Source organism: Paenarthrobacter sp. PAE-2 (genome assembly GCF_026013155.1).
Taxonomy (GTDB): domain Bacteria; phylum Actinomycetota; class Actinomycetes; order Actinomycetales; family Micrococcaceae; genus Arthrobacter; species Arthrobacter ureafaciens.
Window position 1 is genome coordinate 22,034 of sequence record NZ_JAPDNV010000016.1, and the last position, 26,977, is coordinate 49,010.

23 protein-coding genes are annotated in these 26,977 nt (G+C 63.8%); 4 read left to right on the top strand and 19 right to left on the bottom strand.

The genetic code is table 11. The features are described from left to right. Window positions 1-80: 80 nt before the first annotated feature. The 18 genes from OCL88_RS11760 to dinB all read right to left on the bottom strand — a co-directional run bounded on the left by OCL88_RS11760 (window position 81) and on the right by dinB (window position 20,900). Window positions 81-614 carry a cell division protein SepF gene (locus OCL88_RS11760; protein ID WP_021473359.1) on the bottom strand — a complete coding sequence of 178 codons (534 nt, stop codon included), beginning with the start codon at window positions 612-614 and terminating at the stop codon, window positions 81-83. A gap of 85 nt (window positions 615-699) precedes the next feature. Further along, entirely contained in the window at window positions 700-1,449 is a 750-nt protein-coding gene (locus tag OCL88_RS11765) for a YggS family pyridoxal phosphate-dependent enzyme (RefSeq protein WP_264962628.1), read from the bottom strand. After that, window positions 1,442-2,155, bottom strand: coding sequence for a polyphenol oxidase family protein (locus OCL88_RS11770; protein WP_264962629.1), 714 nt, complete (start codon window positions 2,153-2,155; stop codon window positions 1,442-1,444). The genes OCL88_RS11765 and OCL88_RS11770 overlap by 8 nt, the downstream gene beginning before the upstream one ends. A gap of 25 nt (window positions 2,156-2,180) precedes the next feature. Continuing rightward, window positions 2,181-3,401 (bottom strand): cell division protein FtsZ, encoded by a 1,221-nt coding sequence (gene ftsZ / locus OCL88_RS11775; RefSeq protein ID WP_031216808.1) that lies wholly within the window; start codon window positions 3,399-3,401, stop codon window positions 2,181-2,183. Window positions 3,402-3,614: 213 nt separating this feature from the next. After that, complete coding sequence (locus OCL88_RS11780) at window positions 3,615-4,586, bottom strand: FtsQ-type POTRA domain-containing protein (protein ID WP_264962630.1); 972 nt, start codon at window positions 4,584-4,586, stop codon at window positions 3,615-3,617. After that, window positions 4,579-5,967: a UDP-N-acetylmuramate--L-alanine ligase gene (gene murC / locus OCL88_RS11785; protein WP_264962631.1), complete on the bottom strand. Its 1,389-nt coding sequence runs from the start codon at window positions 5,965-5,967 to the stop codon at window positions 4,579-4,581. The genes OCL88_RS11780 and murC overlap by 8 nt, the downstream gene beginning before the upstream one ends. Beyond that, window positions 5,964-7,082 carry an undecaprenyldiphospho-muramoylpentapeptide beta-N-acetylglucosaminyltransferase gene (gene murG / locus OCL88_RS11790; RefSeq protein WP_264962632.1) on the bottom strand — a complete coding sequence of 373 codons (1,119 nt, stop codon included), beginning with the start codon at window positions 7,080-7,082 and terminating at the stop codon, window positions 5,964-5,966. Before murG ends, murC begins: the two co-directional genes overlap by 4 nt. Beyond that, the gene (gene ftsW, locus OCL88_RS11795; RefSeq protein WP_166184156.1) at window positions 7,079-8,389 is read right to left on the bottom strand and encodes a putative lipid II flippase FtsW; all 1,311 of its coding nucleotides are present in this window, start codon (window positions 8,387-8,389) and stop codon (window positions 7,079-7,081) included. Before ftsW ends, murG begins: the two co-directional genes overlap by 4 nt. 2 nt (window positions 8,390-8,391) lie before the next feature. Beyond that, the gene (gene murD / locus OCL88_RS11800) at window positions 8,392-9,963 is read right to left on the bottom strand and encodes a UDP-N-acetylmuramoyl-L-alanine--D-glutamate ligase (RefSeq protein WP_264962633.1); all 1,572 of its coding nucleotides are present in this window, start codon (window positions 9,961-9,963) and stop codon (window positions 8,392-8,394) included. Then, a complete protein-coding gene (mraY, locus tag OCL88_RS11805; RefSeq protein WP_069695348.1) occupies window positions 9,945-11,054 on the bottom strand; it encodes a phospho-N-acetylmuramoyl-pentapeptide-transferase in 1,110 nt (369 codons plus the stop codon). The genes murD and mraY overlap by 19 nt, the downstream gene beginning before the upstream one ends. Then, the gene (locus tag OCL88_RS11810) at window positions 11,051-12,541 is read right to left on the bottom strand and encodes a UDP-N-acetylmuramoyl-tripeptide--D-alanyl-D-alanine ligase (protein ID WP_264962634.1); all 1,491 of its coding nucleotides are present in this window, start codon (window positions 12,539-12,541) and stop codon (window positions 11,051-11,053) included. Before OCL88_RS11810 ends, mraY begins: the two co-directional genes overlap by 4 nt. A gap of 6 nt (window positions 12,542-12,547) precedes the next feature. Beyond that, window positions 12,548-14,185: a UDP-N-acetylmuramoyl-L-alanyl-D-glutamate--2,6-diaminopimelate ligase gene (locus OCL88_RS11815; RefSeq protein ID WP_264962635.1), complete on the bottom strand. Its 1,638-nt coding sequence runs from the start codon at window positions 14,183-14,185 to the stop codon at window positions 12,548-12,550. A 102-nt stretch (window positions 14,186-14,287) separates the two neighbouring features. Beyond that, complete coding sequence (locus OCL88_RS11820) at window positions 14,288-16,084, bottom strand: peptidoglycan D,D-transpeptidase FtsI family protein (RefSeq protein ID WP_062096112.1); 1,797 nt, start codon at window positions 16,082-16,084, stop codon at window positions 14,288-14,290. Window positions 16,085-16,125: 41 nt separating this feature from the next. Then, window positions 16,126-16,779, bottom strand: coding sequence for a hypothetical protein (locus OCL88_RS11825; protein ID WP_264962636.1), 654 nt, complete (start codon window positions 16,777-16,779; stop codon window positions 16,126-16,128). After that, entirely contained in the window at window positions 16,776-17,774 is a 999-nt protein-coding gene (gene rsmH / locus OCL88_RS11830; protein ID WP_193591586.1) for a 16S rRNA (cytosine(1402)-N(4))-methyltransferase RsmH, read from the bottom strand. Before rsmH ends, OCL88_RS11825 begins: the two co-directional genes overlap by 4 nt. A 164-nt stretch (window positions 17,775-17,938) precedes the next feature. After that, window positions 17,939-18,370, bottom strand: coding sequence for a division/cell wall cluster transcriptional repressor MraZ (gene mraZ, locus OCL88_RS11835; protein WP_264962637.1), 432 nt, complete (start codon window positions 18,368-18,370; stop codon window positions 17,939-17,941). 723 nt (window positions 18,371-19,093) lie between these two features. After that, window positions 19,094-19,462: a DUF3040 domain-containing protein gene (locus OCL88_RS11840; RefSeq protein ID WP_264962638.1), complete on the bottom strand. Its 369-nt coding sequence runs from the start codon at window positions 19,460-19,462 to the stop codon at window positions 19,094-19,096. Between the two features lie 253 nt (window positions 19,463-19,715). Then, the gene (gene dinB, locus OCL88_RS11845; RefSeq protein ID WP_264962667.1) at window positions 19,716-20,900 is read right to left on the bottom strand and encodes a DNA polymerase IV; all 1,185 of its coding nucleotides are present in this window, start codon (window positions 20,898-20,900) and stop codon (window positions 19,716-19,718) included. 174 nt (window positions 20,901-21,074) lie between these two features. On the opposite strand from dinB, the gene OCL88_RS11850 reads away from it, so the two are divergent. Both OCL88_RS11850 and OCL88_RS11855 read left to right on the top strand, forming a co-directional pair. Next, window positions 21,075-21,641, top strand: coding sequence for a hypothetical protein (locus OCL88_RS11850; protein ID WP_031216814.1), 567 nt, complete (start codon window positions 21,075-21,077; stop codon window positions 21,639-21,641). Then, window positions 21,638-22,732 (top strand): polyprenyl synthetase family protein, encoded by a 1,095-nt coding sequence (locus OCL88_RS11855; RefSeq protein ID WP_264962639.1) that lies wholly within the window; start codon window positions 21,638-21,640, stop codon window positions 22,730-22,732. Before OCL88_RS11850 ends, OCL88_RS11855 begins: the two co-directional genes overlap by 4 nt. A gap of 93 nt (window positions 22,733-22,825) precedes the next feature. Here the strand turns inward: OCL88_RS11855 and OCL88_RS11860 are convergent, their stop codons facing one another. Further along, the gene (locus tag OCL88_RS11860) at window positions 22,826-23,179 is read right to left on the bottom strand and encodes an Rv2175c family DNA-binding protein (RefSeq protein WP_031216816.1); all 354 of its coding nucleotides are present in this window, start codon (window positions 23,177-23,179) and stop codon (window positions 22,826-22,828) included. Between the two features lie 257 nt (window positions 23,180-23,436). Between OCL88_RS11860 and OCL88_RS11865 the strand changes: the two genes are divergently transcribed. Continuing rightward, on the top strand, window positions 23,437-24,786 hold the full coding sequence (locus OCL88_RS11865) for a lytic transglycosylase domain-containing protein (RefSeq protein WP_264962640.1): 1,350 nt from the start codon (window positions 23,437-23,439) through the stop codon (window positions 24,784-24,786). A gap of 78 nt (window positions 24,787-24,864) precedes the next feature. Continuing rightward, on the top strand, window positions 24,865-26,916 hold the full coding sequence (pknB, locus tag OCL88_RS11870) for a Stk1 family PASTA domain-containing Ser/Thr kinase (protein WP_264962641.1): 2,052 nt from the start codon (window positions 24,865-24,867) through the stop codon (window positions 26,914-26,916). Window positions 26,917-26,977 lie beyond the last annotated feature (61 nt).

Genomic DNA, 26,977 nt, shown 5'->3' on the forward strand with positions numbered 1-26,977 from the left:
GAATACCGATCGGTCCCTACTATTGCAACACAGATGCCAGGCGGGTCGGCCCGCCTGGCATCCGAAAAAAAGGGAAGTGCTCAGCTTTGGTTGAAGAAGCTGGCCTGCGATTCGCTGGCTTTTTTGTCGTCCCCGATGACCTCTACGTACGACGGCGACAGCAGGAAGACCTTGTTGGTCACGCGCTCAATGCTGCCGTGCAGGCCGAAGACCAGCCCGGCAGAAAAATCCACGAGGCGTTTGGCATCAGCTTCGCCCATATCCGTGACGTTCATGATGACCGGAATACCGTCCCGGAAACTTTCGCCGATGAGCTTGGCGTCATTGTAGGACCGTGGGTGGACGGTGGTAATTTGCCTCAGGCCAGAGGCGTCTTCGCGGCTCGAGGCCGCACGCTTGATGGGGGTCACGGGTGCGCGGTATTCCTCTTCGGCGTCAACAGTGGGCATTTCACGGACAACTTCCCGGACGGGTGCAGGAGCGCGCCGCTCTTCCCGTTCCTGCGACTGGGGGCGTTCTTCTTCGTGGGGCGCGACAGCCTGCTCAGATTCGTAGTGTTCATCGCCGTCGGCGAGCCCAAGATAGATCATTGTCTTGCGCAGAGCGCCAGCCATGGTGCACTCCTATCGTTTCTGCAGTAGGCGGGCCGCCATGACTTGACGTGTTGGAACCCCGGCCCGTCATTCCAATACTTTGACGCTACCCCACGGCCGGACGTGAACCGAGAATATCGGAGCCGATTCTCAGGTGTGTCGCCCCGAACTTAATCGCTGCTTCAAGGTCCTGGCTCATTCCTGCGGAAACCGCGGTTGCTCCGGGGTGCACCACCCTGAGTTCCTCCGAGATCCCTGCCAGTTTTTCGAAGGCCGACCCGGGGTCGCCGCCCAGTGGGGCAACCGCCATGAGGCCGGCCAGCCGCAAGCCGGCCTGCCCCTCGATCCGGTCCGCAAGGCTCATCACATCGGCCGGGCGGGCTCCGCCACGGTGGTCACCGGCGTCGTCTTCCAGGCTCACCTGAATGAAGCAGTCAAGCTCCGCGCGCCCGGAGGTATCCATGTGGCGGGCCACGGCTTTGCCAAGTGCATCCACCAACTGGATCCGGTCAACCGACTGCACCGACGATGCGTACTTGACCACGGACTTTGCCTTATTGCTCTGGAGCTGCCCGATGAAGTGCCAGCGGACCCGCGGATCGCCAACCTCGGCCGCCTTCGCGGCAGCCTCTTGGTCGCGGTTCTCGCCGACGTCCCGCACACCGAGGGCAGCCAGCCTGACGACATCTGCCGCAGGGTGAAACTTGGTGACAACGATCAAGTTCGGCTTGCTTGAACGACCCGCAGCCGTGGTTGCGTCGGCTATGCGCCGGTCCACTTCCGCCAAGCGGGCCGCGAGCTGGGCGGAACGGGGGTCCGCAGGGTCCGCCGGAACGCCGTGCTCCTGGTTAGTCATGGGTCCACACCAATCCTGCGAATCGACCGGTCCCCGGATCGCGCCGGTAGGAAAACAGTCCATCGTCCTCCAGCGTGCATCCGCCCGAATACTCCACCTTCACGCCGCCATCCGCGAGCTGCGAGCGGACGCCGGCTGGAAGATCCAGCGCAGGGCTCCCCCACGAGGTCTCCGATGCCGTGGCCGGCACGACGGCGGCAACGCCCGCCCGCATCTCAGCGGGCACCTCATAACAGCGCCCGCAGATCGACGGGCCAAGCCACGCGCTGATGGTGAGCGCCCCGAGCCTGCGCATACCAGCCACCGTTGCGGGAACGACTCCCGATGCCACACCGGGACGTCCGGCATGCGCCACCGCAAGAACGGGCTGCCCTGCCGCGGTGTCGCCAACCAGGACAATGGGAACGCAGTCGGCCACCATGACAGCGAGGGGCTGCGCCGATCCCGCGCCCGAGGTCGAGGTCGAGACCATGGCATCCGCCGTCGGCCCGGGCCCGTAACGGGAGATGACGGCAACGTGGTTGCCATGCACCTGGTTCATGTACTGGAACCGGGCATCCCCCAAACCAACGGTGGCTTCGACGCCCCGGCGCCGTTCATCCACCTGCCGGGGGTCGTCCCGGACATGCAGCGCCAGATTACCGGCGCGCATATCAGTGAACGCTACGGAGATGCCTGGCCGCACTTCACTGCGCCATGAAAACACCGGCTACTGGGTCCTTCGCCTCGGCTTATTTCAGGAAATCAGGAACGTCAAGGTCGTCCGAACGGTTTCCCGAAAGGTCCGGTTCCACGACGGCCGGCAGGTCAACGTCGAAACCCGAGTCGGCCGGCAGGGCAGCGGGACGCTGCTGGCCCCAGTTGCTCAGCCCGGCTGCACCGATTCCTGCCGTGGCGTGCTGCGGTGCAGGTGCGCTGGCGGGGGCGGATGCGGGTGCCGCGGGACGCTCGGCCGGGACCGGGTTCTGGGCCGGACGTGACTGGTCCATGGACGGCGAGGTGGCCTTGACGTCGTCGAAGCCGGCAGCGATCACGGTGACGCGGGCTTCGTCGCCCAGGGCGTCATCGATCACGGCACCGAAGATGATGTTGGCTTCGGGGTGGGCGACTTCCTGGACGAGGCGGGCGGCCTCGTTGATCTCGAACAGGCCGAGGTCCGAACCGCCCTGGATGGACAGGAGGACGCCGTGTGCACCATCGATGGATGCCTCCAGCAGCGGCGACGCAATGGCGAGCTCTGCGGCTTTGACGGCGCGGTCCTCGCCACGGGCGGAGCCGATGCCCATCAGCGCCGAGCCCGCACCCTGCATGACCGACTTGACGTCGGCGAAGTCGAGGTTGATCAAGCCGGGGGTGGTAATCAGGTCGGTGATTCCCTGGACACCGGAGAGAAGCACCTGGTCAGCGGAACGGAAGGCGTCAAGGACAGAGACGTTGCGATCGCTGATGGACAGCAGCCGGTCGTTGGGAATGACGATCAGTGTGTCGACTTCGTCGCGCAGGGCGTCGATTCCGGCTTCAGCCGAACCTGCACGGCGACGGCCTTCGAACGTGAAGGGGCGGGTGACGACACCGATGGTCAGGGCGCCGAGGGAGCGGGCGATGCGTGCAACGACGGGCGCACCGCCTGTACCGGTACCACCACCCTCACCGGCGGTGACGAACACCATGTCGGCGCCGCGGAGCACTTCCTCGATCTCATCGGCATGGTCTTCGGCGGCCTGCTTGCCTACCTCGGGGTTGGCGCCGGCGCCGAGTCCCCTGGTGAGCTCACGTCCGACGTCGAGCTTGACGTCGGCATCGCTCATGAGCAGCGCCTGCGCGTCAGTGTTGATGGCAATGAACTCGACTCCGCGGAGGCCGACTTCAATCATCCGGTTGACTGCGTTCACGCCACCGCCGCCGATGCCGACGACCTTGATGACGGCCAAGTAATTCTGCGGTGCTGCCACGTTTCGTGCCCCTTGCTTGTGTCCTATTGCGAAACCGATCGAGTCCAACTTGAATCCTTGGACCTTAACCCTCTAGTTGAAGGTTATAGTTATGTCAAGTAACTCTACTGCGACGGTATTTCCTCTGGTTCCCTCATGCAATGACCGCTTGCGCGTGTCGCCTGAATGAGTTTCAACCACGGCCCCGTCAGCGGCAGGTTACTTATGAAACAGCTATTTGGTGAATGGATGCCGTGGAACGCTCACGTCGTAGACGTTCACGGGAACCTTCGGATCAGCGGGCATTTTCAGCAACGCCTCAAGTGCTTTCGCCTTCAGTTCCCGGTCCTCGGCATTGCCCCACACTACCGTCTTTCCGTCCACCAATTTTAGCTCCACCGCGTCCGGCGAAGCAGCCGAGGCAGCGGACATTCTTGCCAGGACATCAGCCGGCAACGTGTCCAGCACGGCAGCGATGGCCTTGAAGAGCTGCGTGTTGCCCGCACCGGCTCCCGCATCGATGAGCGGCAGAGCCACCGCCGACTGATCCGCGGTGGCTCCGAGCTGCACACCATCGACGTCCACCATGACAAAAGAATCGCCCTGCTTAAGCAGCGCTACCGGCACGCGCTCCTCCACGTGGACCAGGAGTTCCGACGGCGGACGGGCCTCGATGGTGGCCGACCGCACCTGCACGAGGGGCTTGAGCAGGTCATTGACGTCCTGCTCCGTCACTTGGGGAAGCGGCTTGCCCTCCATAGGCGCCAAGGCCTCCTCCACCGCATCCACGGTGAGCAGCTTGGTCCCGTCAACGGTGATGGCCCGTACCGCAAGGGCGGGCGAAAAAACGGCGCCCGCAATAATGGCCGCCACCACGGCAGCGGTCACCGCCGCCGTCCAAAGGATGTAGCGGCGGGTCCTGTGACGCTTCGGCTCCGGAAAAGCAATGACGTTGTCGTCGGGAGCGGACTGCCCTGCCGGGGGTCGCCCCGTTTTGGGCTTCCTGGCTGCTGCTGCCTTTGCAGCAGCAAGCTTGGAACCGGCCCCTTTCCTGGCAGGAACTTCCCCGGGTTCCACAATCCGCTCTGCGCTGATGACATCGCCCGGTGCCGCATTGCTCCGCGGGTCCGGGTCGGTTGAAGGCCGCGCGGCGCCCTTCGCAGTGTCTTTCGCAGGCTTGAATGTCGGCTTCCGGGTGCTAGCCATCCAACTGCTCCACGATCAACGGCCCGTAGGCGGTGACATCTCCGGCCCCAACAGTCAGGACAACGTCGCCCTCCCCGGCAACCCCGGCAACCGCGGCCACTGCTTCCTCCTGGCTCACCAGGCGCCCCTTGGAGAGCTTGTCAGCGATCAGGGCGCTGGTAACCCCGGGGATGGAATCTTCCCGCGCCGGGTAGATATCCAGGACCAATGCGGTGTCCGCAAGATCGAGTGCCTCGGCAAACTCAGCTGCGAATTCGCGCGTCCTGGAGAAAAGGTGCGGCTGGAACAGGACATGGACTTTGTTCTGCCCTGCCACGGACCTGGCCGCTGAGAGCGCAGCCCTGACCTCCGTGGGATGGTGGGCGTAATCGTCATAGACCCGCACTCCCCTGGCCTGGCCCTTGAGTTCGAAACGCCGGGAGGCGCCGGTGAAATGGCCCAGGGCTGCAGCGGCCACCTCCGGATCAACGCCCAGTTCAAGAGCCACGCCAAAGGCAGCAGCCGCGTTCAGCGCGTTGTGCCGGCCCGGCACCTGCAGGTCCAGGCCACGATTGGCCCCGTCCACGGTGACCGAAACGCGTCCGGGACCGTCGTCGGAGAGCCGGATGTCGGCGTCGTCGGCTGTTCCATACGTCAGTACCCTCGTGGTTTCCTTCGCGGCTGCGCGCCCGGCAAGCGCGCGCGCACCGGCGTCGTCGGCACACGCCAAAAGAACGCCGTCCGCGGGGAGGAGCGCGGCAAAACTGTCGAAGGAGGCAAAAACGGCTTCGGCCGTCCCGTAATGGTCCAGGTGGTCGGCCTCGACGTTGGTCACCACCGCGATCAACGGACGGTAGTTCAGGAAGGACCCATCGGACTCATCAGCTTCCGCCACGAAGATGTCCGAGGACCCGTGCGCTGCATTCACACCGAGCGCAGGGACGTTCGCCCCAATGGCGTACGTGGGATCAAGGCCCGCCTCCTTGAGCAGCACGGCAACCATCGAGGTGGTGGTCGACTTGCCGTGGGTGCCTGCCACGGTGACCACCCGGTGACCGGCCATGGTCGCAGCCAAAGCCTGGGAACGGTGCAGTACGGGAAGGCCTTGTGCACGCGCGGCGGCGAGCTCTGGATTGTCCTCCCTGATGGCCGATCCCGCGACGATGGTCTGGGCGTCCCCCAGGTTCGAGGCGTCATATCCGACGCTGATTCCAGCCCCTGCCTTGGCAAGGTCATGCATCACCGGGAGGTCCTTGGCATCGCTTCCGCTGACAGGGACACCCCGCGAGACCATGATGCGGGCGACGGCTGACATGCCAACGCCGCCAATGCCGATGAAATGCACGCGGCCCAAGGACTGAAGGGACCTGGGCGATTCGAGGGACACAGGAGTGTGGGTCATGCGGATACCGCTTCCAGGACAAGATCAGCCATCCGCTGATCGGCGTTTCGGATACCAAGGCTTTCAGCTGCCCGGGCCATGGCGTTGAGGCGCTGCTGGTTGGACAGGAGCGGAATGAGCTCGCTCTCCAGCCACTGTGGAGTCAGGTCCTTGTCCGCGACGAGCATTGCACCCCCAGCCTTGACCAAGGCTGCGGCGTTCAAGGCCTGCTCTCCGTTGCCGATCGGCAGGGGAACGAAGACCGCGGGCACGCCCACGGCTGCAATCTCGCTGACCGTGGCAGCACCGGCCCGTGCGAGCAGCACGTCGGCGGCGGCATAGACGGTCTCCATCCCGTCGACATACTCCACCTGCCGGTAACCATCTGCGGCGAGGAGCCCGCCGTCGTCATTCAGTAATGCCTTGCCCGTCCCGGTGATATGCAGGGTCTGGATACCGGCAGCGGCGAGGGCAGGCAGCGCCGCGGCAACGGAGCGGTTGATGCTGGCAGCGCCGGAGGATCCCCCGGTCACAATCAACGCAGGGCGGTCCGTGTCCAAGCCCAGTGCGGTCTTGGCGGCATGCGCCGCAGACGTCCGGTCCAGCCCGGAAATGGCTTTGCGCATGGGCATGCCAACGTGGCGGGCACCGGGTAATTTGGTTCCCTCGAAGGCTACGGCGACGTGCCTGCTGAACCGGGCGCCCACACGGTTGGCCAGCCCGGCTTTCAGGTTTGCCTCATGGATCACGATGGGGATCCGGCGCTTACGGGCGGCGAGGTACATGGGCGTGCAGACGTACCCGCCGACGCCTACCAGCACATCTGCTGCGGCATCATCGAGGATACGCCCGGCCTGTTTGACGGCTGACGAGAGCCGCCCAGGCAACCGCACCAGGTCCATGGAGGGACGTCGAGGGAAAGGCACGCGGTCGATGGTGGCCAGTTCATAGCCGGCCGCCGGTATCAGCCTGGTTTCCATGCCCGACGGCGTGCCGACGGCCAGGATGGCGGCGTCGGGACGCTGTGAGCGGATCGCGTCGGCGATCGCGAGCAGCGGGCTGATATGGCCCGCCGTACCGCCGCCTGCCAGGACAACTGACAACGGCGTGATGGCTTGGTGTGAATCTGCAGTCATGAAGTGCGGGTACGCTTTCGTGCGGCTTTGGGAGATCGACCGGGAATGAATCCGGGGCGTTGCTGCGGGGGCAGCTGCCCCCGGGCCAGAGACAACACTACGCCGACGCCGCACAGTGACATCACCAGGGCTGAACCGCCATAGGAGATGAAGGGCAGCGGGACGCCGATCACGGGCAGAAGCTGGGTGACAACACCCATGTTCATACTGGCCTGGCCCAGCAACCACACCATGATGCCGCCAGCCAGCGTGCGCTGGAACGGATCCGTTTGGCGGACCACAACCCGGAAAATGGCAATACCGAGGATTGCGAACAGGACCAGCACCACGAGGGTGCCAACCAGGCCCAGCTCCTCGCCGATGATGGCGAAGATGAAGTCGTTGTGTGCTTCCGGCAGCCAGTTGTATTTCTGCCGGCTTTGCCCGAGCCCCAAACCCGTCCAACTCCCCTGCGCCAGGCCGTACATGCCGTTGGTTGACTGGAAGTCGAAGTCGAACTGTTCGGTGCAGGTGGCCGAAGGATTACCCAGCCACGACGTGATCCGGCAAATCCGGTTGGCACTGCTGAGGGTTCCCGCTGTTGCACCGGCGGCGCCGATGAGGCCGACGATGGCCAGCATGCGGGCAGGAACACCGGCGAAATACAGTGCAGCCACCATGATCGCCGCAATCACAATGACCGTTCCGAGGTCGTTGCCGAGCATGACCAGCACAATGACAAGGCCCGCTCCCGGGATAACGGGGATAATCACGTGCCACCAGCTGGTGAGGTACTTTTCCTTCCGCGCGAGCACGGCAGCGATCCACACGCACAAGGCCAGCTTGGCGATTTCGGAGGGCTGGATGGTGATGCCGCCTATGTCCACCCAGTTCCGGTTGCCGTTGACGCTGTTGCCGATGACCTGCACCAGGACCAGCAGGACAACGACGATGCCAAAGCCCCACCAGGACAGCCGTTTCATCCAGTTCACGTTGGTCCGCGAGATGACGTACATGGCGATGAGGCCCATGACGCCGAAGGCTGCCTGCTTGAGGGCGTCCGCATACGGTGACTTGCCCTCGGAGATCGCTTCGACGCTCGAGGCCGACAGCACCATCATGACGCCGATGGCTGTCAGCGCCATGGCACACCCGAGGATGAGGTAGTAGGTGGAACTGTTGGGCGCCTTGCTGCGGCCTTCCAGCGCTTCCCAAAACTTCCTCACGTGTCCGCGAAGCCGGACCGGCTGCTTGGCCTTGGTCCGCTGGGAACCGGAGTCACCGGCGTCGGGCTCTTTGCCGCGGCTACGCGTGGGCGTGCTGACCATTGCTACTCCTCGGTGGTCTGTGCCTGCCCTTCCACGAGCTCGCGGACTGCCTGGATGAAAGCGTCGCCACGGTGAGCGTAGGAAGAGAACTGATCCATGGAGGCCGCGGCCGGTGCCATGAGGACGGTGTCGCCCGGGGCTGCCACATCGGCGGCCGAAGCTACGGCTTGGGCCATGATGGTCTCACCGAAAATTGGTGAGGCAACTGCGGTCTCCACTTCCTTAGTTTCACCCTTGGGCTGGAGGATCACGGGGACATCGGGCGCGTGTCGCCGCAGCGAACCTTCCAGGGCGCCGGTGTCCGCACCGATCAGGACAACCGCCTTAAGCCGGTGGGCATGCTCCTTGACGAGGTCGTCATAATTGACGCCCTTGGAGAGGCCGCCGGCGATCCACACGACGTTGGAGAAGGCGGAGAGGGCGGCGGACGCCGCATGCGGATTGGTGGCTTTGGAGTCGTTGACCCAGAGGACGTCGTTCTGCTTGGCAACCAACTGGATCCGGTGTTCACCGGGAAGGAAGTTGACCAGGCCCTGTTTCACCGCTGCCGGTTCCACACCGTAGGCGCGGACCAAGGCAGCGGCCGCCAAGGCATTGGCCACCATGTGCCGGGGCGCTACCGGGCCCAGGTCGGACAGGGCTGCGAGCTCGGCCGCAGAATCCTTGCGTTCGGCGATGAAGGCGCGGTCCACGAGCAAACCGTCCACGATCCCCACCATGCTGATGGCCGGGGTGTTGGTGGTGAAGGCGATCGCGCGGCAGCCTTCGATGACGTCCGCGTTTTCCACCATGCGTTCGGTCTCGATTTGCTCGGCGTTGTAGATTGCCGCCTTCTGCGTGTTCTCGTACACCTTGGCCTTGTCCGCCAAGTAGGACTCATAGGAGCCATGCCAGTCCACGTGGTCCTCTGCAACGTTGAGGCACACGCTGGCCACTGGAGACAATGAATGGCTCCAGTGAAGCTGGAAGCTGGAGAGTTCCACTGCGAAGGCGTCGTAATCCACCGGATCACGCAGGGCGTCCAGGATGGGGGTGCCCACGTTGCCCACGGCAATGGCCTTCAGTCCGGCCGCTTGCAGCATGGATTCCGTCATGCCCACGGTGGTGGTCTTGCCGTTGGTTCCGGTGATGGCCAACCAGTCGGCCGTCTTACGGCCTTCGCGCACTCTTAGCCGCCATGCCAGTTCAACGTCGCCCCACACGGGGATGTGCTTCCGTTTGGCGGCCGCGAGCAGGGCCTGGTCCGGACGCCACCCCGGCGAGGTGACAACGAGTTCGGGCTTTTCGCCTTCGATGAGCGGCAAGCTGTTCACGGCATCCTGCCCAAGGAGGACATCCACTGCACCCACGATCTTGAGGGTGTCGGCCTGGGCGTGTGCCTTGGCTGTGGTGGATGCGTCCACAACCACCACCTTCGCCCCAAGTTCGATGAGCGTGTCCGCGGCGGCAAAGCCGGAGACGCCGATCCCGGTGACCACGACGCGGAGCCCGCTCCAGTCGGAGTCCCAACTGGTGAGCCCCTCAAGACGATCGGAGACTGTTTCCGGGCTTGCGTTCACAGCAGCACCACCCATTCAGCGTAGAAAATTCCAAGGCCGGCAGCGACAAACAGGCCGGCGAGGATCCAGAACCGGACAACGACAGTCACTTCGGCCCAGCCCTTGAGTTCGAAGTGATGCTGCAGCGGCGCCATCTTGAAGACGCGCTTGCCGCCGCTCAGCTTGAAGAAGCCGACCTGGATGATGACGGACAGGGTGATGAGGACGAACAGGCCGCCGATGAAGGCCAGGAGCAGTTCGGTCCTGGAGAGGATCGCGAATGCTGCCACGGCTCCGCCAATGGCCAGGGAACCGGTGTCGCCCATGAAGATCTTGGCAGGAGATGTGTTCCACCACAGGAAGCCCACCAGGGCCGCACTCAGTATTGCGGCGAGGAGCGCGAGGTCCATGGGGTCGCGCACTTGGTAGCAGCCGCTACCCGCCTCCCTGGGGGACCCGCAGGCTTGGTTGTTCTGCCAGATGCCCATGATCGTATAGGCCCCGAACACCATGATGGATGCCCCGGCCGCGAGCCCGTCCAACCCGTCCGTGAGGTTCACGCCGTTGGTGGCTGCCGTGATGATCAGGTTGGACCACAGCACAAAGAGGATTGCCCCCAGGACGGTCCCGCCGAAGGCCAGGTCCAGCCAAGGGATGTCACGGACCAGCGATATCTGCGTGGAGGCAGGGCGCAGTCCGTCTTCGTTGGGGAACTGAAGGACCAGGACAGCGAAGATGATGCCCACGGCGGCTTGGAGTATCAGTTTGGCCTTGGCGTTGAGGCCCAGGCTCCGTTTGTTCGAAATCTTGATGTAGTCATCGAGGAAGCCTACAAAGCCCATACCCACCATGAGGAACAACAAAAGGAGGCCGGACGCCGATGGCCCGGGCGACCGCGGATTCATCAGCCACATGATGAGGTGGGTCACGAAGTAGCTGAGCAGCACGGCCGCCACCACCACGGTTCCACCCATGGTTGGCGTGCCCCGTTTGGTGTGGTGCGAGGTGGGTCCGTCATCGCGGATGAATTGCCCGTAGCTCTTGGCCACCAGGAACCGGATGAACAACGGGGTCCCGATGAGTGCCACCAGGAGGGCGACGCCTGCGCCGATCAAAAGTGCAATCACTGCAGCTCGTTCCCTTCGCTTGCGGCGCCGTTGGCCGCGCTTTCCCCGGTGGGCTCGGCCCGTGGGGGTAATGCTATCCGATCGCCCAAATGCCGCAGCCCAACACCGTTGGAGGACTTGAAGAGGACGAGGTCGCCGGGCCGGAGTTCGCTTTGCAGGATTTCATAGGCCTCTTCCACCGTCTCGGCGAATAGGCACTCGTCGCCCCAGGAGCCCTCTTGGATGGCGGATACGTACATGGCACGGGCTTCACGGCCCACCACCAGGAGGCGTGAGATGTTGAGCCGGACCACCTGCGTGCCCACTGCCGTGTGCTCGCGGATTGAATCGTCGCCGAGCTCCAGCATGGCACCGAGCACGGCCCACGTGCGGCGTCCCTGTCCGAGGTCGGCAAGGGTCCGCAAAGCGGCCCGCATCGACTCGGGATTGGCGTTGTACGCGTCGTTGATGATGGTGACGCCGTCCGGCCGTTCGGTCCGTTCCATCCGCCAGCGGCTGGCCGCCGATTGGGAGCTCAGCGAGGCCGCGATGTCCGGTGCGGGAATGCCTGCCGCGAAAGCCGCTGAGGCTGCTGCCAGCAGGTTGGTCACGTGATGACCACCGATGAGCTTGCTGTGGACCGCAACGGAGGGCCCGCCGTCGGGCAATACCAGGTCAAAATCCGGGTGGCCCTGGGCGTTCACCACCACATTGCGGGCTTCCACTTCTTCGTTCGTTGCCGGGGATGCCGTAAACCCAAGGACCTTGGCCCTGGTCCTGGTCCGCATCGCGGCCACCCTGCCGTCGTCGAGGTTGATGACAGCGGTACCCTCTTCGCTGAGCGCCTCCACCATTTCGCCCTTGGCCTTGGCAATGTTCTCGACGCCGCCGAATTCACCGGAATGCGCCGTCCCGACCACCAGGACCACGCCGATGTCCGGCTTGACCATGTCCGCGAGGTACTTGATGTGGCCGATCCCCGTCGCACCCATCTCGATGACCAGGTAGCGGGTGTCTTCCGTTGCGGCAAAGACCGTCAACGGGACGCCAACCTCTCCGTTGTAGGAGCCCTGCGGCGCTACCGTGGGTCCGGCCTGGGACAAGATGCCCGCCAGGAGGTCCTTGGTGGTGGTCTTTCCCGCGGAACCGGTAATCCCGATCACCGTGAAGTCTTCACCCCGCCCGGCCCGCTTGGCCCGGATCCGGCGTACGGCCTCGGCAGCCAGTTCGCCCATGGCCAGGACTGCGTCATCAACGACGACGGCGGCGTACGGCGTACCGCCGGCATCGGCGACTTCGCGTTCGGTCAGCGCCAAAACGGCACCGCGTTCGAAGGCAGCGGCAACAAAGTCGTGGCCGTCGGCGTGTTCGCCGGGCTTGGCCACGTACAGCGCGCCGGGGGTCGCTTCCCGCGAATCGGTGACGACGGAGGCGGGCACGAGCTCCCCGCTGCCGGTCAGGCGGCCATGGGTAATGTCGGCGATTTCAGCCGCAGTAAATGCAATCATCTCGGTTTAGGACTCTATCCGCTGGTCCGTTGAAACGCTGAATCCCTTGGATGTCAAGGCGGCCCGCAGTTCCACCCTGTCGTCAAGTGCCAGATTGACGCCCTTGACCTCCTGCCACACTTCGTGGCCACGGCCGGCCACAAGGATGGTGTCCTTGGAAGTGGCCAGTTCCACAGCAAGCCTGATGGCTTCGTCACGGGGGTGGGACTCGACAATTTCGCTGTCCAGTCCTTCTTTTTCAACGGCGGCACGTGCCCCCGCGAGGACATCCGCACGGATGGCGGCCGCGTCTTCGTCGTGGGGGTCATCGTCAGTGATGATGACTACGTCCGCGAGTCGCGCGGCGATCGCTCCCATGGTGGGCCGCTTGCCTTGGTCCCGCTGCCCGGTGGCTCCGAAGACCACAATGACCCGTGAACCCTCTTCGGCTGAGCGGACAGCCTTCAACGCGCGGGCAAGGGCATCGGGGTTATGGGCAAAATCCACCACCGCCGCGGGCGCAGTGGAGATCAGCTGCATGCGGCCCGGCACGGAAACCGTGAAGGGATCGTGATGGTCAAGTGCCGCTTGGAGCACTTCAAGGTCAACACCGGAAGCCGCCACCATGGCAGTCGCCAAAGCAGCGTTGGCCACGTTGAAATCACCGGGCAGGCCCGTGTGCACGCGCAGCGACCCGCCGTCCTTATGCATGAGCTCAAATTCCGTCCCCAGTCCGCGGGAAGCAACCGAGGCAACGTGCCAGTCCGCCTCCACGTCATCAGGGGTCGTGGACAGCGTGGTGACCGGAATATCCGCCATGCGTGCCAGTTGGCGGCCCCACCCGTCATCGACCGTCACCACGGCCTGCCGGGCACGCGCTGCCGTGAACAACTCGGCCTTGGTCCGGAAATACTCTTCCATGTCACCGTGGAGATCCAGGTGATCCTGCGTGAGGTTGGTGAAACCCGCGACGTCGAACATCACTCCGTCAACGCGATGGTAGGAAATGGCGTGGGATGAGACCTCCATCGACGCCGCCTCCAGGCCCCTTTCGCGCATGAGCGCCAAGAGGCCGTGGACATCGGTGGATTCGGGCGTCGTGAGCAGGCTCGGGATGGGATCGCCGCCGGCAAGGATCTCGATCGTCCCGATGAGGCCGGGCGTCTTGCCGAGCGCACGCAGCAAGGAATTGATGAAGTAGGTGGTGGTTGTCTTTCCGTTGGTTCCGGTGACGCCGAAAAGGGTGGGGTGGCCACCTTCTGCGGGCTGGCTCCGGTAGATAAGGGCGGACAAACGCCCGACGGCGGTACGCGGCTCCTGGACAATCAGGACAGGAACGGGCTGCTCGCCTGCCAACGCAAGCTGGCGGGCACCGGCGTCGTCCGTCACCACCGCAACGGCACCGGAGTCCACTGCCTGGGGCACGAAGTCGGCCCCGTGGCGCGAGGCTCCCGGCAACGCCATGTAGAGGTCCCCTGGCTCAACAGCCCGGGAATTAAGGGAAATACCCGTCACTCCCCCGCCCGAATCCTGCTCCGGAACGGTGACGCCGAGCACTTCGGCGATCTCCGACAACGGCACGGCCGCTACCGACCGGGGCCGGAACCCGGGCTCCCCGTCGTCGGGCGTCGTGGCGCTGGAATCTGCCTGATGGTGCTCTGACACGTGGTTCTCCAATGGTGCTCAGTGGAACGACCGGCTGGGGGCCAGCGGCGCCCGGTCGGTGTGCGGGATCTGATCCTGGGCCGAAACAGGCGCCCAAGAAGCTTACTTGACGAACTGCGGCAAGCGCGCGGGTGTACCGGTGGACGGCGGGACGTTATAGGTCCGCAGCACTTGGGACATCACGGACCGGAACACGGGACCGTTGGTGATGCCGTAGATGCTTCCCTTCGGGCGTTGCAGGACGACTTCCACAATGAACCTGGGATCGTCCATGGGTGCCATCCCGACCATCGATGCCGTGTAGCCGTCAAAACCGGGGAGCCCGTCTTCACGGGGAGCCTGGGACGTCCCCGTCTTCGCTCCTACCCGGTAGCCGTCGATCGCAGCGTCCTTGATCTGCCCTTCGGTCACGGCGCTTTCGAGGATATCCCGCACTTGCTGCGCCGTTTCCTTGGAGACCACCTGCCGGGGATCCTTGGCCGGCACCTTCTGTTCCACGCCGTCGGGATCGATGTAACTGTCAATGAGCCTCGGCTGGAGCATGACACCGTCATTGGCGATGCTTTGGTAGGCGCGCACCGTCTGCAGCGTCGACTGCGAAACACCTTGCCCAAACAGCACCGTGTACTGCTGGCGGTCGTCCCACTGCTCCGGTTTTGCGAGGATGCCCGTGGCTTCGGCCGGGAGGCCCACCTCGGTTTTCTCGCCGATGCCGAACTTCCTCAGCCAGTCATAGCGCTGTTCCTTACTCAACCTGCTGCCGGCCATGACCGTGCCGGTGTTCATCGACCAGCCAAGGATGCCGGCCAGCGTGCGTTCCTCGGTCCCGTGCTCGAAAGCATCAGTGAAGGTCTGGCCATCGATCGTGTAGGACGACGGGATAGTGAAATGGTCCAGGGGGCTGGACTTGCCTTCTTCGATGACCGCTGCCGCCGTGATCATCTTCTCCACCGAACCGGGCTCGTAAGCGGCAGTCACTGCGCGCACGCCGCGGTCTTTGGCATCGACCTTCCCGGGATCGTTGGGGTCCGGAGCATTCGTATCGGCCAAAGCGATCAGGTTGCCGGTCTTGGCATCCATCACCACAATGACGCCCCATTCGGCGTTGAGCTTGTTGACCTGGCTTTGGATGGCCTGCTGGGCAAAATACTGGATGTCGGTGTTGAGGGTCAGCTTAACGTCGCTGCCGTCCACTGCCGGAGTCAGCTCGTCGGTGGCGACCGGGATCCGCAGGCCATCGGCGCCGATCTCGAAGACACGCTTGCCTTCGGTGCCACGCAGGATCTCGTCCTGGGTTTGCTCGATTCCGGCTTGGCCCGTAGTTCCATCCTGCAGGAAGCCAACAACTCCCCCGGCCACGCTGCCGTTGGGATAGACCCGCTTGCTCACGCCCTCTGCCGAGACTCCCGGGATCCGAAGCTTGGTGATGCGGTCTTCGAGCTCCGGCTTGATGTCTTTGGCCACTACGGCGTACTTCTTGTCGCCGGTCAGTGAGTCCCGCACCTTCGCTACATCGGAACCCAGAAGGGTAGCCAGTTCCGAGATGCCCTGGTCCCTGGTGATTGTCTCAACGGTCTCAGTGTCCTGGTTGTACCGCTTGAAGTCGGAGGTAGCGGTATTGAGGACCTGATCCACCACGATGTTGTAACGGATCACGCTGCTCGCCAGGACTGTTCCGTTCGCGTCGACGATCTTGCCGCGCTCGGCCGGGAGCACTTGGGGTGTGAGCCTGCTGGCCAGGGCAGCTTCTGCCATTCCGCCCATGTCCAGTCCCTGGACCATGAACAGCTTGCCGCCGACCACAAGCAGCAATGTCAGCATGATCCCCAAACCAACCCGGAGGCGCTTCCTGGCCACCGGCACTTTCGTCTTCTTGGTTTTGCCGGAGTTATGCGCCACGTTGGTTCCTTGCTGCTGGCGTTGAATCGGTGGACGGTTGGTTACTGGCCGGGCGCCTTCTGCTGCGGAGCCGGCACGGATCCGCCGTGAAGTTCAGCAGACGGCGCGGCCGGAGCCGCTGAGGCGGCCGGCGGGGTAGCTGCCGGTGCGCTTGCCGCAGGCGCCGACGGTTTCAGGTTCTCCAGCGGCTCCTTCGTAGTCACGGAGGGAACCACATCAAGCTGGCCGGCGATCGCCGGGGGTGCGATCAGGGCCGAGGGATTATCTCCCTTGACCGCGGGAGTGGCTTTGCCTGTAACCGTCATGGTGTTCACATCAATCTGGCCTTTGACAGTGGACTGGACCATTCCCAATTCTGCGGCCTTGGCAGCCAGGTTCTGGGGAGCTTCGAAGTTCTGCTTCTTCTGTGTCAGGTCCTGGTTCTCCTTGGTGAGGGTCGCCGCTTCAGCTTTGAGCTGCACCAAGCGGTACTGCGCGGTGGACACGGAGATATTGAGGACCAGTACCGTCAGCAGTGCCGCAGCCAACGCCAGGACGCACAAAACAACCACGGGCGTGCGGCGTTTGCCGGGTGCACTGTGCACCACGGAAAGCGGCGTGCGCGGCTTCCGGGCGGTGTCCGGCTTGCCCGCGGGAAGGACGCGCGCCGTGTTACCCACAACCGAGGGCATTGTCTTAGCTGCGGCGGTGCTCATACGACTCTCCTCGGTTTGATGCGCTCCACGGCCCGCAACCGGGCAGACGCCGCGCGTGGGTTCTCGGCAATTTCCGCTGGGGTAGGCACCTCAGTGCCTTTGGTAAGGGTCTTGAGTTCCGGCTTGTGCTCTTCCAGTTCAACGGGGAAACCCAAGGGAGCCGAAGATTTGGAACCTGCTTGGAAGACGGACTTCACGATCTTGTCTTCGAGGGAGTGGTAGGACATCACCACGACCCGGCCCCCCAAGGCCGTTGCCGCAACTGCTGCCGGAACGGCCCGCTCCAGGACGTCCAGTTCCTCGTTGACTTCAATGCGCAGGGCCTGGAAGGTTCGCTTGGCCGGGTGGCCACCGCTCTTTGCGGCGGCGGCTGGGACTACGGCCCGGATCTCTTCGACCAGCTCACCGGTGGTCGCAAACGGCTTCTGTTCGCGGGCTCGAACGATCCTGTTGGCGATCCTTCCGGCGAACTTCTCTTCGCCCCACTTACGGATAATACGCACCAGGTCTTCTTCGCTGTACGTATTGACTACGTCTGCCGCTGTCTGGCCCCGGCTGGTGTCCATGCGCATGTCCAGCGGAGCATCATAGGAGTAGGCGAAGCCCCGCTCCCGCTCGTCAAGCTGCAGGGAGGAAACACCCAGGTCCATGAGGACGCCGTGGACTTCGGGAATGCCGAGATCCTCCAGGACGTCGGCTATCTCGTCGTAGACGGCATGAACCAGGTCCGTACGTGCGCTGAAGGGCTCAAGTCGCGCACCGGCAAGCGCCAAGGCCTCTTCGTCGCGATCGATTCCCACCAGATGCAGATCCCCGAAGCGCTGCAGCATGGCTTCGGAATGGCCGCCCATGCCAAGCGTGGCATCGATGACTACCGGCGTTTCCCCGCGTTTCCGTGCGGCTTCAAAACCGGGAGCCAAGAGATTGATGCAGCGGTCCTTCAAGACGGGCACGTGGCGTTCCGATGTCGGCTTCGCCGCGTCCTGCTCCTCCACGCTGCCTCCTCTTTCCTCACTAGCCCTGCTTGCATCTTTCTTGGATCGGATCCCCATCCGCGCCTACCGTCCCGCCGGCCTGGCTCCGGGGAAGTTGAGCCAGGAAAGCAGATCGATGGGCGGCTGGAGATCCCATCCAAGAACAGGAGGACTCCCCCTACCGGCTAAAAGAAGCCCGGAAGATGGTCGTCATCCGTTTCTGAGAAGGCAGCTTCCTTCTCGGCGAGGTACTCATTCCAAGCATCGGCGTCCCAGATCTCGGCCCGGGTACCGGCTCCAATAACAGCCAGTTCGCGGCCAAGCCCTGCGTATGCCCGGAGCGCCGGCGGAATCGTCACGCGCCCCTGCTTGTCAGGTACTTCGTCAGAGGCCCCGGACAGAAAGACCCGAATGTAATCACGAGCCTGCTTGGAGGACAGCGGTGCCTCCCGCATCGATTCGTGAATGCGTTCGAATTCCTTCTGACTGAAGACGTAAATGCATCGCTCCTGCCCCCTTGTGAGGACCAGGCCCGCCGCAAGCTCCTCACGGAACTTGGCGGGAAGTATGATCCGGCCCTTCTCATCGAGACGCGGCGAATGGGTGCCAAGAAACACCGGCCCACCGCCCCTCAATTAAGGTGCCCGCTCATACCCTGCTATGCCATTACCCTCTTATGCGCTCCACTTTACTCCACAAAGCACCACAGTCAACGCAGATGGACGCGTTTCTCCACCACTTTGGGTTTCCAGAGCGGCGCCGTGACGCGGAATTCCCGGCGGTGGGGCGAAGTGGAGGCTCAGACCCGCCCCCGGGCGCGTTGTCCGGGGGCGGGAGCAGCGCAGAACCAAGCGCCTGCCGCCCTGGCCGGGACCGTAGTGGGGACAAGTGGAGTAAGAACGTCCCCGGGGATGAAAGTGGAGGGCGCCGCGGGGCACAGGACCGGGCTGCGGGCCTGGACCGCTGAGCGGGCCATCAACAGAGCCGGCGTTTATACGGGGCGTTCCGTTAAGCAGAGCGGGCCATTAAACAGAAAAAGGGCCCCGCAACGGGCCCGGCAATGATCGGATTCGGGAATGCTCGGATTCAACAAAGCTGTGATTCCAGGAGGTTGGGCGCTCCAATACCCCAGGGCGCCACGCATCAATCGAGGACTTACAAGGTAGGAGGAATCAAGGACCGGCAGGTCGCTGACTCAAGAAGTCGCCTAGGGGCTGACTGAACAAGCTCACTGAAAATGCTGGCTGGCCGCGCAGACTGAACAAGTCGCCCGGAAGCAAGTCGGCTTGGAGGAGGCTGTCAGGCAGCATCCATCAGCGCGTCGGCAAAAAGGCGAACGGTCAGGAGTCGTCCCGGCGGCGTTCGTCCCAGCGCTCTTCGAGGCTGCTCATAAAGGAACTCTTGGACTTGGCCTTGCCCGGCTTGCCCTTCCGCCCTTGGGCGAATGCCGTACCGCGGAGTGTGGCGAAGTACACGCCGGCCCCCATGACAATGAAACCCAGAACTCCCACAAAGATTTGCTGGAGTGACACTCCAACGAGCAACAGAAGGATGCCTGCAATGGCGCCCAGCACACCTATGATGACGTGCCTGGTGGACCAGCTGCGGATGGGATCCGAACCCATGGTGTTGGCAAACTTTGGATCGTCCTCATGAAGCTGCTTCTCAAGTTGTTCGAGCAACTTCTGTTCGTGCTCCGACAGGGGCATCGCGACCTCCTTAAGTCAGCCGGCGTCTGGAAAAACCGTGGCTTGTGCGTCTGTGATTCAGAACGAACAAGCCTGAAAATTCGTTCCCCGTTATCACCGCCGCCGTGGCGGATTTCCCGGGACCCGAACTTTCCGATCAGCAGTCCAGACGATCTGGATATTTGTACTCCTTAGGATAGTTTGTCCAGCGCTGTTCTGAAAGACGGCCTGAGCACACCAGACGGGGGCATTGCGGGCAATGCCGGGGCCGGAGTCATTGGTCTTCCGCCTGCCTCGCCCGTTCCAAGAGAGCGGCCGGCAGGAGTGTCTTTGAACCAAAACGCTCAGCTACCCGGTCAAGGGCCTGCTCGGCAGCCCGCCAGTTGTCGTCCCTGCCATCCAGGCTCAATTGCATGGACGTCCGTGCGGCCGGTTCCAACTGTTCTGCCCTGACGCCTACCAAGCGCACGCTCTGGGCCCTCGGCCCCAGCGACTCAAGCAAACCAACGGCCACCTCATAGATCAACTGGGCACTGTCAACCGGCGTGTGCAGGGTCCGGCTTCTGGTAACGGTGGAGAAGTCCGCATACCGCAGCTTCAAGGCGATGGTACGGGCCAACATGTCCGAGCTGCGGAGCCGGGTGGCGGTGCGGTGGGAAAGCCTCAGCAACTCACGGTTGAGCAGTGCGGGATCAGTGGTGTCCGTGCTGAACGTCTCCTCCGCTCCGATGCTCTTTTCCAAGCGGGTGGGCGTCACGGGACGGGGATCGATTCCCAGGGAGAGCCTGTGCACGTGCTCGCCGGCGGCTCCGAGGACCTTCTTCAAGGACGCCACGGGAGTTGCTGCAACGTCGGCAACGGTCCTGATACCGAGGCGGGCAAGGACTTCGCCTGTTCGGCCGCCCACGCCCCACAAGGCATTCACCGGAAGACTGTGAAGATAGGACAGGGTATCTTCCGCCTCGATCTGCAGGATGCCGTCCGGCTTACACCGCGTGGAAGCTATTTTGGCCACGAACTTGGTGCCGGCGATGCCCACTGAGGCCGTGATGCCAAGCTCGGACTGAACCCGGGCCCGGATCATGTGACCAATGTCCAAGGGGGATCCCAGGCGTCGGATGGCTCCCTTGACATCAAGGAACGCCTCATCCACGCTCAGTGGCTCCACGAGGTCCGTGATGGACGAGAAGATATTCATGATCTGCCCGGAGACCTGGTAGTAGAGCTTGTGCCTCGGTTCGATGATGATGGCGGCCGGACACATCCGCATGGCAATGGCCATGGGCATGGCGGACTTGACGCCGGTCGCCCTGGCTTCGTAGGACGCTGAGAGCACCACCGATCGCTCAGCCGGGAAGCCGACGATCACGGGCTTGCCCCGCAGGTCAGGCCTGCTGCGCAATTCAACGGATACGAAGAAGGCATCCATGTCCACGTGCAGAATGCTTGTCCGGCGCATCTGCTGCAGCAATTCTTCCGGGGTGCGGTGGGACTTCCGGCTATCTCCAGGGCCGGGTCCCGGTACATCGTGCCTCACAACGGCAATACTATGCCCGGCCACTGACTAAACTGGAGGCTCAGCCCGGCGTCAGCCCACGCCAAGCCCGGTGTCACCCCAAGGAAGGACATCCCCGTGAAGCTCTCTGGAACTCCCCGAACGCGAGGGCTCGCCCTGCTCGCCGTTGGCGTTGCCATAACGGCCTCGGCCTGCACCCAGCCATCCGGCGGTTCTGCCGCCCCCTCCTCCGGCACGTCATCCAGTGCTCCCGTTTCGGCGTCACCTTCTGCGGGCAGTGCCTCTGCAACTGCAACGCCCTCCGGAAGCAGCACGGCCCCGGCACCGGCGCCGAGCGCAACCGCTACGGTCGGAGCGCTGGTTGAGGGTTTCCCCCAGCAGTTGATCCCCGTCATGCCCAAGACCTCGGTCCGGTCCAGCAGCTTCGATAAAGCAGCCTCCCCCGCCACGGTGGCACTGGTGGGCACCGTGAAGGCTCCGCCGGAGGGAGTGGTGGAGTTCTACAAGGCATCCTTGGAGGCCCAGGGCTTCAAGGTGGTTCCTGGTCCTGAAGCGGTGGGCAACGTCACGTCGATCGACTTCATCAGGGGCGATGGTGAAACCGTGAACCTGTCCGTGCGGCAGAAGGAAGGCGTTTCCACCTTCACCATTGGCGCCAACGTGGCGGCCGGTTCCGTTAAGTGAGTCCCGTGGAACAACTAGCCGAAGAGCAGTCAGCATTCATCGCAGGCGTTTCGGGAGAACTGACTTCCTTCTTGTCCTCCCAGCAGGACCTTATGGCCCCCATTTCACCGGACGTTGCCCCGCTGCTGGACTCGATCTCCAACCTCGTGTCCGGAGGCAAGCGGATGCGCGCCCTGATGTGTTATTGGGGCTGGCGGGGGGCCGGCGGCGCAGCCGGGGATGACGAAATCCTCACAGCCGGCTGTGCCCTTGAACTGTTCCAGGCCGCCGCGTTGATCCACGACGACATCATTGACCGCTCCGACACCCGGCGGGGCGGCCCCAGCGTCCACAAGCGCTTCAGTCAGCTGCATTCGGACAACGGCTGGGCCCTGGACGCTGAACGCTTCGGTCATGCGGCAGCAATACTCACCGGCGATCTTTGCCTGTCCTTCAGTGAAGAGGCCTTCACGCGCGTGGGACTTCGGGCCGCCGCAGGCACCGAAGCCCGCCGCATCTTCAACCTGATGCGCGCCGAGGTCATGGCAGGCCAATACCTGGACATCCTCGAAGAAGTGGCCGGACCCGTCCGGGACCGGTCCGGCTCGGTAGAGCGCGCCAAGGCGATCATCAGGTACAAATCGGCAAAATACTCCACTGAGCATCCACTCGCGCTGGGCGGGGCCTTGGCGGGAGCCTCAAAGGAACTGCTCGCGGGCTACTCGGACTTCTCGCTGCCCTTGGGTGAGGCCTTCCAAATGCGTGACGACGTTCTGGGGGTCTTTGGGGATCCGGAGACCACCGGAAAGCCAGCCGGGGATGACCTCCGCGAGGGCAAGCGCACTGTATTGGTTGGTTTCGCCATCAACATGGCTTCGGCGGATGACGCCGCCTACGTAGACCAAATGCTTGGAAAACCCGACCTGGACCAGGCTGAAGTTGACCGGATCCGTCACATTGTTGTCGAATGCGGTGCACTGGAAGCCACGGAGTCCCTCATTGCGGACCTTAGCAACACAGCTTTCGCGGCGCTGGAACAACTCCCCTTGGCAGAGTTGCCCTTGACGGCGCTCCGCCGCCTGGCGGAAGCCGCGGTCAGCCGCGCTGCTTAAAGCAGCTTTCCCGGGTTTCGCTTTACTTAAGATGCACGACGGCGGCTGCTTGCCGCCGTCGTGCATCTTCAGTTGTGGCCTTGAACGGGCCAGCTACCACGCCAGGGACTGTGCACGCCGCCGGATTTCGGTCTTACGGCCTTCCCGCAGCGCGTCGATGGGACGGCCACCCAGGGATTCGTCCGGGGTGAACAGCCAGATAATCAGTTCTTCGTCGCTGTAGCCGGCGTCGCCCAGGACGGCCACTGTGCCTTTAAGGCTGTCAACTACATGCCCGTCCTGGATGAACAGAGCAGGGATGGAACGAATTTTCCGTTCACCGCGTTTGATGGCCACCAGCGCCCGCTCATCAAGCAGTCCGTGCACTTTGGTGATGCTGACATCAAGCAGTTCGGCAACATCAGGCAAAGGCAACCAGTCGGAAACAAGGCTTTCTACATTACTCACGGAACAAGGTTGCCACGCCAACCCGCCGCTCGCCTAGCCGACAGTAAAAGGCCCCGCAGGAAAAGCATGCGGCCGGATCGCGGGAGGGCATTTCACTTTTTGTTTTCCGTAATCCAGCGGATTTCTTGTGCCACGGGAATAAGTGTGAGAGATTCACACTGATCACATTCGTATCACGTACATCATTAGTAACATTGGCAACACTGGTAACAGCGGTCACACTGACCATCTCCGCTGCCTAGACGAGGACACCATCCATGACCACGCCCCGCCCGACGAAACGAACCATGAGCATGCCGGTAATCGCGGCTACCACGGCTGCGCTTCCTGCCGTGGTCCTGTCCTCGCTCGCCGTGGCCCAGCCGGCCACCGCAGCGCCGGCTCCGCTTCAGCGCAAGATCCCCGCTACCCTCGCTGCGGCCATGCAGGCCCAAGCGGCACAAAAGGCCGCCGTCATTCCGGCGCAGTCCGTCGCCTCCACGCTGCCTTCGGCGCTGCGACCGATGGCCCCTTCGACGCCGGACACCTACAAGATCGTCAGGGGCGACACCATCAGTGCCATCGCGCACCGGTTCAACCTGGATACGAACGATCTCCTGCGGCTGAACAACCTCACCGCCACCACCATCATTTACCCCGGGCAGACCATCAAGCTCACGGGCAGCGCCCCCAAGCCGGCGCAACCGGCACCTGCCCCGCCCGCCCCGGCACCGGCAACAAACGCCGCCGCGACCTACACCGTGGTTCCCGGTGACACCCTCAGCGCCATCGCGGCCAAGCACGGCGTCCCCCTGTCCAGCATCTTCAGCTGGAACAACCTGAGCGGAAGCTCCATCATCTACCCCGGCCAAAAGATCAAGGTCAGCGGGGGCGGTACTGCCTCTGCGCCGTCGGCCCCGGCACCCACCACGCCGGCTGCGCCGTCGCCGGCCCTCGCCAACACCGGCAGCTACACGATCAAGGCAGGCGACACCCTGAGTGCCATTGCCTCACGCCTGGGAGTCTCCCTGTCCGCGCTCATGAGCGCGAACAACGTCACGGCCACTACCGTGATCTACCCCGGGCAGAAGCTGACGGTTCCGGGCAGCGGGGCCTTGCAGCCGGCCGGGGACACCAAGCCCCTGGTCCCAAGCACCTTCCTTGGCTTCACGTACCCGCCGGCCGTGGTCAGCTCCGCGAACGAAAACAAGGCGCTGTTGAATGCATCGCCGGTGCCCAGCAGGGCCGAGATGAAGACCATCGTTGCCGATACCGCCCGCCGCATGGGCGTCAGCCCGTCCTTGGCGCTGGCATTTGCCGAGCAGGAGTCCGGCTTCGACCAGCGCGCCGTCTCCCCTGCCAATGCCATCGGCACCATGCAGGTGATTCCGTCGTCCGGACAGTGGGCTTCCGACCTGGTGGGCCGGAAGCTCAACCTCCTGGATCCGTACGACAATGCCACGGCCGGTGTTGCCATCATCCGTGCACTCATCGCCACCAGCAAGGACCTGGACACTGCGATCGCAGGCTACTACCAGGGCCAGTACTCCGTCAGCAAGTACGGCATGTACGACGACACCAAGCGCTACGTCGAGTCGATCAAGGCGCGTCAACGCACGTTTGGCTAGACCTGGCCATGCATCATGGACGGGGCCCGGATTCCGCAGGAATTCGGGCCTTTTCCTTGCCTCGATTAGGATCATAGGGTGCAAGAAGCTACGCAGGACCACCTGATCGGCACAACTGTGGACGGGCGCTACCAGGTACGCTCACGCCTGGCCAGCGGCGGAATGTCCACGGTCTATTTGGCGACGGACCAGCGGTTGGAACGCGACGTCGCCCTCAAGGTCCTCCACCCCCACCTGGCGAACGACCAGGTGTTCCTGGAACGGTTGAGCCGCGAGGCAAAGTCGGCCGCGCGCCTCTCGCACCCCCACGTGGTGGGTGTCCTGGACCAAGGGGAGGACGGCCACATTGCCTATCTGGTGATGGAGTACGTCCAAGGCCACACCCTCAGGGACGTCCTCAACCAACAGGGCGCCCTGCCCCCGCGCCTGGCGCTGGCACTGTTGGATCCTGTCATCGAAGGGCTTGCTGCGGCGCACAACTCCGGCCTCATCCACAGGGACGTGAAGCCGGAAAACGTGCTGATCGCCGACGACGGACGCATCAAAGTGGGCGACTTTGGGCTGTCCCGGGCTGTCACGGCCACCACCAGTACAGGGGCATTGATCGGCACGGTCGCCTACCTTGCGCCGGAGCTGGTGATGGGCCAGGCCGCCGATGCCCGCAGTGACATCTATTCCGCGGGCATCATGCTCTACGAAATGCTCACCGGACAACAGCCTTACGCCGGGGACTCCCCCATCCAGGTGGCCTACCAGCACGTCAACTCGTCCGTGGGCAAACCCTCGCAGCTTGCTCCGGGCCTGGCCCCGGACCTCGACGAACTGGTGCAATGGTGCACCGCGGTGGATGCCGAGAACAGGCCGGTGGACGGTACTGCCCTGCTCACGGAGCTGCGGCACATTCGAACCACGCTGAGCGACGAACAGCTCGACCACCGCCAGCCTTCCTCCACACCCGGCGCGATGCCCGCCGTACCGGGCCGCGGGGACGCCATGGATCAGCGCACGGAGTCTATCCGCACCACCGCCGCCCCGACCGAGTTCATTGCACAACAGAGCAATCCCACCACTGTGATGGCTGCTTCCGCCCCGCACCGGCCCGGGCCGGGCGGGATAGTCTCCGGGGTGGATCCGAGTACCCCGCAGCCAGGTAAGCGCGAGCTAAAACGGATGCAACGGCAAGAGGTCAAGGACCGCGCCCGGGCCGCAGCTACTCCGGTCCGTCCGCTGCGCGAGGGCAACCCGCGCAGGCGGGGAGTCATCTGGACGGTTGTGGTGGTGATCCTTGCCGTCCTGGCCGCGTCGGCCGGATGGTTCTTCGGAATGGGCCCGGGTTCACCAGGGACCGTGCCCGAAGTGAAGAGCAAGACCGTAGCGGAGGCACAGCAGCTCCTGCGGACTGCAGGGTTCCAGTCGGAACCACGGGACGTCTTCGACGACGACATCCCGCCGGGCATGGCGGTCGGAACCGAACCGCCGCCCGGGTCCCAGGTCCGGAAATTCCAGCCCATCACGCTCTTTGTCTCCAAGGGGGCCCAGCTCTTCGCGTTGCCGGGCCTGACGGGAGGGACGATGGACGAGGCCAAAGCTGCCCTCAACGCTGCGGAAATGGCACTGGGCAACGTCACCGAAGCCTACGACGACAAAGTACCGGCCGGCGTCGTACTTTCCCAGGACCCTGCGAAGGGCACCGAGGTGCGGCACGGCGCCCCCGTGGCGCTGGTCGTCTCCAAAGGACCCCAGCCCATCCCGGTACCCGATGTCCGTGGCCAGCCGCAGGACGCGGCTGTCCAGGCTATTCAGGATGCCGGGCTGAAGGCTGTTATCGCGCCGGAGACGGTCAACGACAAAACGGTGCCGAAGGGCGCAATCGTCTCGCAGGCTCCCGCCAGCGGAAACCTTTTCAAGGGTGACACCGTGACGCTGACGGTTTCCAAGGGTCCCAAAATGGTGAAGGTGCCTAACTTCATCGGGAAGCAAGCCGACGACGCCGAGCGGGAACTGAAGAAGCTGGGCTTCAAGGTTGACGTCAACAAGATTCTCGGAGGCTTCTTCGGGACGGTGCGCGACCAGAACCCCGTCAACAACGAAGTCCCCGAAGGGTCGACGGTCACCCTGACGGTGGTCTAGCCGAGGACAAACGAAAGGCGCGGCCCGAGGATTCGGACCGCGCCTTTGGCTGTTTGCTGCC